Source organism: Stenotrophomonas pictorum JCM 9942, from assembly GCF_001310775.1.
In the GTDB taxonomy this organism is placed as follows: domain Bacteria; phylum Pseudomonadota; class Gammaproteobacteria; order Xanthomonadales; family Xanthomonadaceae; genus Stenotrophomonas; species Stenotrophomonas pictorum.
Window position 1 is genome coordinate 1 of the sequence record NZ_BAZI01000120.1, and the last position, 7652, is coordinate 7652.

The window sequence follows — 7652 nt, forward strand, 5'->3', positions numbered from 1 at the left end:
CGGAAGCGCCGACCGGCGGCTACCTGCTTACCGCCTGCTACGCCAGCGCCCGGCGCGCCGCCGAAGGGGTGATCCAGTGGCTGGCGCGCTGATTACACCGCGGCGCGACAACCGCGACCTGTAAAAAAACACCGCCCTTGTCGAGCAAGGGCGGTGTTTTCATTTGCGATGCCGGTGCGACCGTCTCCGCACCGGGGCAGATCACTGCAGCTTGCTGCCGCGCAACCCCGAAATGCGTGCCGGCGGTGCGAACGAATCGCTGCGCGCATCCGCCCAGTACTCGCGGAACACGACGTGCTCGGGCACCCGGTCAAGCAGCTCGCCCGGTCCCAGATAACGATACAGCGAAGCCAGCGAACGGATCTCCACCGGCGAAACACGCCGCAGGATATGTTCCGGTCCCAGTTCGGAAGGATCGTTCAGGCCGGCAGCGCCCAACAGGTCACGCAACGCGCGCATCGTATTGGCGTGGTAGTTGCGCACACGCTGGCCCTTGTCTTCCGGCTCCAGGTGACGCCAGCGACTCGGGTCCTGGGTAGCGATCCCGGTCGGGCACTTGTCGTTGTGGCAGCTCAGCGCCTGGATGCAGCCCAACGCAAACATGAAGCCACGGCCGGCATTGCACCAGTCCGCGCCCAGCGCGATGGTGCGTGCGATATCAAATGCACTGGTCACCTTGCCCGCCGCACCCAGGCGGATACGCTCACGCAGGTTCAGACCGATCAGCGTGTTGTGCACCAGGATCAGCGCTTCATTCATCGGCACGCCAACGTGATCGATGAATTCCGCAGGCGAGGCGCCGGTACCGCCTTCAGCACCATCAACGACGATGTAGTCGGGCAGCAAACCGGTTTCGTGCATGGCCTTGGCGATACCGAACCATTCCCAGGGATGGCCGATCGCCAGCTTGAAGCCGACCGGTTTGCCACCGGACAACTCACGCAGACGCGCAACGAACTGCAGCAGCTCCACCGGCGTGGAGAACGCCGAGTGCTTGGACGGCGAGACGCAATCCACGCCCATCGGCACGCCGCGGGTGAGGGAAATCTCCGCACTGACCTTGGCCGCTGGCAGCACGCCGCCGTGGCCGGGCTTGGCGCCCTGCGATAGCTTGATCTCGATCATCTTGACCTGATCGTCGCGCGCGTTTTCGACAAAACGCTCTTCGCTGAAGCGCCCGTTCTCGTCGCGGCAGCCGAAGTAGCCCGAACCGATTTCCCAGACCAGGTCACCGCCATTCTCACGGTGATAAGGCGAGATGGAGCCTTCACCGGTGTCATGGCAGAAGCCGCCCAGCTTGGCGCCCTTGTTCAACGCGCGGATGGCATTGGCCGAGAGCGAGCCAAAGCTCATTGCCGAGATGTTGAACACGCTGGCCGAATAGGGCTTTGCGCACTCGGCACCGATGGTCACGCGGAAATCGTGATGCGGGATGGTGGTCGGCGCCATGGAATGGTTGATCCATTCGTAGTCCACCGCGTAGGCGCTGCGCAGGGTCCCAAATGGCACCACGTCCATTTCGTTGCGCGAACGCGCATAGATCAACTGGCGCTGCTGCCGCGAGAACGGGACATCATCAAGATCGCTCTGTACGAAGTACTGGCGGATTTCCGGGCCGATGGACTCGAAGCCATAACGGAAATGCGCCAGCACCGGATAGTTGCGTCGCAACACGCTTCGACGTTGCAACACGTCCCAGGTACCCAGCAGCGCGGCCACACCAAACAGGCCCACGCCCCAGTACCACGCTGGCCAATGCGAAGCCAATGCCAAAGAAACTGGCAGCAGAATCAATGCCAGCACATAGACAAGATAACGATGCATTACCGTCCTCGGATCAGAGATGGCGCGGATTCTACAGCCGGTCGTCGACAACGTCCCGCGGCCAGGCGGATTTGATGTCGTAGACGATCATGTCCTGTACACCCAGTGCACGGATTTTTTCCGCGCTGTACTCACGAAACTGACGGTGCGCCACCGCCAGCACGATCGCATCGTAGTTTCCCGGCTGCGGGGATTCGATCAGCACCACCTCTGCAGCACGTTGTGCGCTGGCCGCATCGGCCCATGGATCGTGCGCATGCACCAGTGCGCCCGCGGCGGACAGCATTTGCACCAGATCCAGCGCGCGGCTGTTGCGCAGATCCGGGCAGTCCTCCTTGAAGGTGACACCGAGCACCAGCACCCTGGCGCCCTGCAGTGATTTTTCTTTCTGCTCCAGCAACGTGCGCACCCGTGTGACCACATGCGCGACGACGCGATTGTTCACCTGTCGCGCGGTATGGATCAGATCCGGGTGGTAACCCACGCTCTCGGACTTGTGCAGCAGGTAGTACGGATCCACGCCGATGCAGTGCCCCCCGACCATCCCCGGTCGGAACGGCAGGAAGTTCCACTTGGTTCCCGCCGCCTCGAGCACATCAAGCGTATCGATACTCAACCGGTCGAAGATCAGGGCCAGCTCGTTGACCAGGGCGATGTTCACATCGCGCTGGATGTTCTCGATCACCTTGGCCGCTTCTGCGACCTTCATCGAAGGTGCCGGCCAGGTCCCCGCACGGATGATGCGGCGATACAGCGCATCGACCACCTGCGCCGCGTGCGGCGTGGAGCCTGACGTGATCTTCCGGATATCCGGCAAACGCCGTTGCCGGTCGCCCGGATTGATCCGCTCGGGGCTGTAGCCGCAAAAAAAATCCACGTTGAAGCGCAGTCCCGAGCCCTGCTCAAGCAACGGCACGCACACCTCTTCGGTGGTACCGGGATAGACCGTGGATTCGTAGATCACCAGATCGCCCGGCTTCAGATAAGCGGCGATGAGCTCGCTGGCCGAGCGCAACGGCGCCAGATCCGGCTGTTCAAAGGCGTCGATAGGCGTGGGCACCGTGACGATGAAGACGTTGCGGTCGCGCAGCCCTGCGGTATCGCCGGTAAAGCGCACATGCAGCGCCGCTGCCAGTTCCGCATCGTCGGTCTCAAGCGTGTGGTCGTGCCCGGCCTGAAGCTCCTGGACGCGCTGCGGGTCGATGTCGTAGCCCAGCGTGTCGAGCGTCTTACCGAACTCAACGGCCAGAGGAAGCCCCACATAACCCAGCCCGATGATGGCGACCCGGGGGGCCGCCGCTGCGGTTATACCGTCGCTCATGCCATTCTCGATTGTCAGGTAGTGGTGCCCGGAGCCGGAATCGAACCGGCATGGCCTCGCGGCCGGCGGATTTTAAGTCCGGACAAGAACCCTTATGTACCAAGGCTTTTGGGCTGTTTTCTGTTCCGCAAAACGCCCAGCCGCCCCCCCTTGAATCGCCTTACGCACCAAGGGCGCACCGATCAATTGCGGAATAGGATATCAGGCGGAACCGCCCCATCGCCTGGCCATCGCCGCATACCGCTCGGCCTCTCCCCTAAGGATCGCAGCGCCATTCCGCGCCCTCTCGCGCTGGCGCCAATCCCCCTCCGCTCTCCGCTCCACTTCAACGGCTTGCAGATACAGTGCGGCCGACTTCGACCGCGCCCACTTCGCCTTGTGCACATTGATCGTCATGGCGGGAATCGTGACGTGGGTCAATCGCACTGGCCGAGACAGCTGCTAGCGGTGGCGGTATCGCGAGACGAGGGGTACGAGGCCCAATAGGGTCTCGCTTCTTGACGGAAAGCGTAATTTCAATTGATATCGCCCATCTGCAACCGCAAGAAAATGGCCCAAGGCCGCTTACTAGGGGGTAAGTATGTCCAGCGCAATTCCGTTCTCCAAGAAGTTGAGAATCACCATTGCAGGCGGCGCGCTGCCCGCTACAGCAATTGCTGCAATAGGCGACTTCTTCTCCCCCAAGGGTGGCTGGCTACTTCCACTGACCATTGGACTTGCTGCATCTGTAGTACTGGCGATGTCGCTGCTACTTGGAACCGGCGCCATGCGACGCCTGTTTGATCGCATTCCAGACTTGCGTGCATGGTGGGAAGGGCCAACCTTTAGCCAGGTTGGAGTCTGGGTCTTGGCCGCCGTTTCGGTCACGGGTCTTACTGTTGGTTTAGGCTCCCACTCCAAGAAAGACACGGGCGGATTGCTCAGCAACAACCTCGCGATTGTCGCCGATGCGCAGCAGGTCACCGGCCTTCTTCAGCAGCAGGTGGAACTCCAGTCCCGCATCGCGAAGGCCACCGAAGCAGTTCAAGACACCGTCAAGCGCGAGAACAGCGACGACCCAGTTAAAGAAATTGCGAATCTTGGCCAGCCTTGGAGTGAGCGTGGATTCGAGGAGGCAATCATCCGGGGTGACGCGCGATCAACAGCCCTTTATATCGACGGAGGCATGGGACTACGCCCTAGTCACGAGCATCTTGTCATCCAAATCTTGCATTCGGGAAAATTCGGCGCGATCCCGACTCTATTAGAGCGCGACGTTCTTCCAAATGAACAATCATGCAAAAAGGCAGCCAGCACCCAATTCTTCCTTGTGGAAAAGGGTTCCAAGCCAGAAAAAATTGATCGCAGCGTTGTCGCAGCACTCAAAGATCTTTGTGGAAAACACAAAGAATCAATGATCGAGATGCTAACTACTTACTGTGGTGGCAGCTACAAAAAAGAGATCTGTCCATCGGCAGTGGATATCCTGAGGAAGGCCTAGCGGGTTATCCATATTTAAGTTGCACGGCATTGTTCTTGGTCGGCTGGCGCAGGGATAGCCCGACGGGTGAATTTCCGGTTTTACTGCCGGCGCCGCCGTTGCTGGCGATACCAGATTGCCAGCTCCACCATGCGAAACTATCGGGTAACCCCTTGGCCCCGTGTCAGAAAAATCCTACGGCCAGTTGGACAGCGCATCATAGGCTAGCGCAGCCTCCGGCGTTTCCAAGGCATCGATCGCTTCGTGATGAGCACGCTCTGCGGAAAAACATCTTTGGACGTGGGCGGTGATCGCCGCAGCTATGGTCTGTAGCTCGGAAAGCGTCAGCCTGACCCAGCCGGAATCGGCCTTGAAATCCACCGTTGCAGGCGCGCCAATCAGGGCCGTCGCAATCCGGTTCTGATCTTCGATTCCCGTCAGCACTCGCACGCCGCCAACCGTGATGCCGCCAGTCTCGCGCTCCCAACGCAGGGCGGTGGTGCGCTCGCGCAGTTGCTGCTTCAACTTTTCCAGCGACAGCACTGGCTCTGGTGTTTGCGGCGGCATAAGCAGGCCATCGGCGTAGGCCCACCCGGGGCCAGCAGCACCAGCCTCCACTGCTGCATCGTAGCCATGCAGTGAGGAGGCGAAAGCCAGATCGGCCTCGATTACATTGACCACCACGCCATCGCGGATCAGTGCAATGCGGCTCATGGCACTGTGTCCCAATAGATGATGTCGATCTGGCCGCGAAAGCCGGCCCCTCCTGTCCTACTTCCAGAAGCTCCAGAAGCTCCACGGGCGCCACCACCGCCACACCCTACCTCAGAGGCAGATCCCCCGCCCCCTACGCTCGTAGCTCCTGTACCTGCTCCTGGGTACACAGAGCTGATAGCCGATGCTGCCCCAGCGCCTCCTGAACATTCTCCAAAGAACGCCGGAATAGCAGTTGCAGCGCCCGAGGTAACGCCGGCTGATCCTGCTGTGCAAGTGGAGGAGGCACCAATGCCTGTTATTGCTTCTGCTCCTGCTCCGCTGCTTCCGCCGTTACCACGGGCGTTTGAGCCATTAGCTGTAGCTCCCCCTTTTCCACCGCGAGCCAATACTTGCGTGCCGGCAATAGCAGAGTCTCCACCATCGCCGCCGTCCACAGCTGTTACAAACCCTGTGCCGTTCCAGTCAGCAGCAAACCCGCCGCTACCGCCAGCGCCTACAAACACGGAGTAACTTGTGCCGGGCACAAGGTTTATGTTCTGTTCTTTCCACTCCCCGCCGCCACCGCCACCTCCTGATGCGTTGCCGACAGCTGCCCCCCCTCCCCCTCCGCCACCCCCACGCGAAATAACCTGCACACTGGGGAGGGCCGTGGCCGGGAACGTCCAGTTCTGGCTGCTCGTGAACGTGACTAGCTTCCGGTAGAGCATGCCGCCGCCTCCAGGCAACGTATCACCTGCGGGGAGCTGCACAGTCTCCCCGCCGACACGAACGAGTGGCCGTCTCTCAGTCATTACAGGACCACGTAGTCGTAGTCGTCAGTGACCAGCTCCGTGGCGCTCTTGGCCATGCCCAGCTTCTGGTCGATCTTGCCGGTGTTGGCCGCATCAGTCGCATCCAACGGAGCCGCCAGAACGCCGCCAGCGGTACCCAGGTAGTAGTTGGTACCGACCGTCAGACCTGTGAGCGCATCGTTGACCGAATCGAGCGGGTAGCCAGTGCCCTCAGCATCGGCCGCGACGGACTCACGCACGAAGCCATGAGCGGGACGGGCGTTGGAGTTGTCAGCCAGGCGCGCCTTCAAGACGCCGCCGTCAGCAAATCGGTTGTAGAACTTGCCGGCGCCGATCGCCTCGCTGGCGGTGATCGGCTCACTCGGGTCTGCACCCGGGTCGTACATCGAAGGATCCAGCTTGCCGTCACTGCCCAGGGCCGGGATCTTGCCGGCGTCGCCAGCACCGGCCGAGGCGGTGATCGGCGTGTACTGCTTGGTCTCGCCGGCGTTCCGATAGAGGACCTTGTCCACCATTTGCTTGCTCCTATGCCAGCTTCACTGGCTCGTCGAAAGTGAGGTTGAGCCGGGTTGCCGATGGGGCATACCCGACCACGATTTCCCAGCCGGTGGTCGGCAGGGCCTGGGTGAGTTCGCCGTTGGAGCCGGCGAACACGAACCCCGGTGACCAGGACCAGCCCGCGTCATCGATGGTGCCGCTGGTCTTGATCTTGATGGCCGCCCCGGTACTGCCGGCGGTGATCGAGAGGCCCAGCATCCCAGCCACGGAGTCGCCATCAACGGGATCCAAGTGGCGAATTCCTGCAGCTGATTCAGACACCACGCGCAGGGCAGAAACTGTCGCCGCAGCTGGGCGAACGACGGGGGCCAGCGACACAACGGGGTCACCTGCAACGCCATCTGCATTCGTGACCTCGATGCCCTGCCCCTGCGCGAGCGACCGCTGGTGCCACTCGCCGTCAGGGCCGCGCGTTGCGAAGCCGGCACCGGCCAACTTGGCCAACTTCTGCAGGTTGGCCGGTACCTCGCGGATCAGCTTCCAGACGGTTGCCGAGGGCGGTGGCCTATCAGGCTGAGCGGGTGCCGGCGCAGGCGGGATCGGCGCCGCCGGGGCTCCTGCTTGAATACGGACCACTCGCCCCAGTTGGTCCTTCAGCTTGATCTTGCGGCCGGCCATCAGGGGTCGACCTCCACAGCACAACCGGCGGCTATCACTGCCTGGCGGTCAGCGCGCCAGCCATTCCACAGCCAGTCGATTAGCGCGGCGTCGGCGTCTGATGCCGCAACAATTCGCGCCGCGCTGTCATAGCGCCCTGTGGCACTGGCTTGGCCGGCATTGGCGGCAACACCACCGGCGCCGGGTCCGGGCGAATCACAGGACCACTGCGGCTGCAGCTGCACATCGCCGCGGCGCAGAGCAGCAGCAAGATCACGTTCGGCACGTTTCGCATCGTTCAAGGCCTCTTGGTATCGGGTGTCGTTGTCGCGCCGGCTGGCGGCCAGCGTTTGGGAGGCAGCCTTGGCCTTGGCGGCCACCGCGG

General features: G+C 62.0%; 8 protein-coding genes and 1 tRNA gene. 1 reads left to right on the forward strand and 8 read right to left on the reverse strand.

What is annotated here, in order from left to right; all coding sequences use genetic code 11:
• Positions 1-201 precede the first annotated feature (201 nt).
• From JCM9942_RS07995 to JCM9942_RS08005, 3 genes are all read right to left on the reverse strand, one after another.
• Positions 202-1824 (reverse strand): FMN-binding glutamate synthase family protein, encoded by a 1623-nt coding sequence (locus tag JCM9942_RS07995; RefSeq protein WP_054658929.1) that lies wholly within the window; start codon positions 1822-1824, stop codon positions 202-204.
• 31 nt (positions 1825-1855) lie between these two features.
• Positions 1856-3145, reverse strand: a complete 1290-nt coding sequence (locus JCM9942_RS08000) for a nucleotide sugar dehydrogenase (protein WP_054658936.1) — start codon at positions 3143-3145, stop codon at positions 1856-1858.
• A gap of 22 nt (positions 3146-3167) precedes the next feature.
• Positions 3168-3251 (reverse strand) — tRNA-Leu (locus JCM9942_RS08005).
• A 474-nt stretch (positions 3252-3725) separates the two neighbouring features.
• On the opposite strand from JCM9942_RS08005, the gene JCM9942_RS08015 reads away from it, so the two are divergent.
• Complete coding sequence (locus JCM9942_RS08015; protein WP_145974371.1) at positions 3726-4625, forward strand: hypothetical protein; 900 nt, start codon at positions 3726-3728, stop codon at positions 4623-4625.
• A 174-nt stretch (positions 4626-4799) separates the two neighbouring features.
• Here JCM9942_RS08015 and JCM9942_RS08020 read toward each other — a convergent pair whose 3' ends face one another.
• The 5 genes from JCM9942_RS08020 to JCM9942_RS08035 form a co-directional block, all read right to left on the reverse strand.
• On the reverse strand, positions 4800-5318 hold the full coding sequence (locus JCM9942_RS08020; RefSeq protein WP_054658932.1) for a DUF4376 domain-containing protein: 519 nt from the start codon (positions 5316-5318) through the stop codon (positions 4800-4802).
• On the reverse strand, positions 5315-6112 hold the full coding sequence (locus JCM9942_RS20695; protein ID WP_425478329.1) for a glycine-rich domain-containing protein: 798 nt from the start codon (positions 6110-6112) through the stop codon (positions 5315-5317). Before JCM9942_RS20695 ends, JCM9942_RS08020 begins: the two co-directional genes overlap by 4 nt.
• Entirely contained in the window at positions 6112-6627 is a 516-nt protein-coding gene (locus JCM9942_RS08025) for a hypothetical protein (protein WP_054658933.1), read from the reverse strand. Before JCM9942_RS08025 ends, JCM9942_RS20695 begins: the two co-directional genes overlap by 1 nt.
• A 10-nt stretch (positions 6628-6637) precedes the next feature.
• Positions 6638-7288, reverse strand: a complete 651-nt coding sequence (locus JCM9942_RS18960) for a hypothetical protein (RefSeq protein ID WP_145974374.1) — start codon at positions 7286-7288, stop codon at positions 6638-6640.
• On the reverse strand, positions 7288-7652 hold a 365-nt coding region (locus tag JCM9942_RS08035; RefSeq protein ID WP_218185469.1), incomplete at its 5' end, for a hypothetical protein. The genes JCM9942_RS18960 and JCM9942_RS08035, both read right to left, overlap by 1 nt.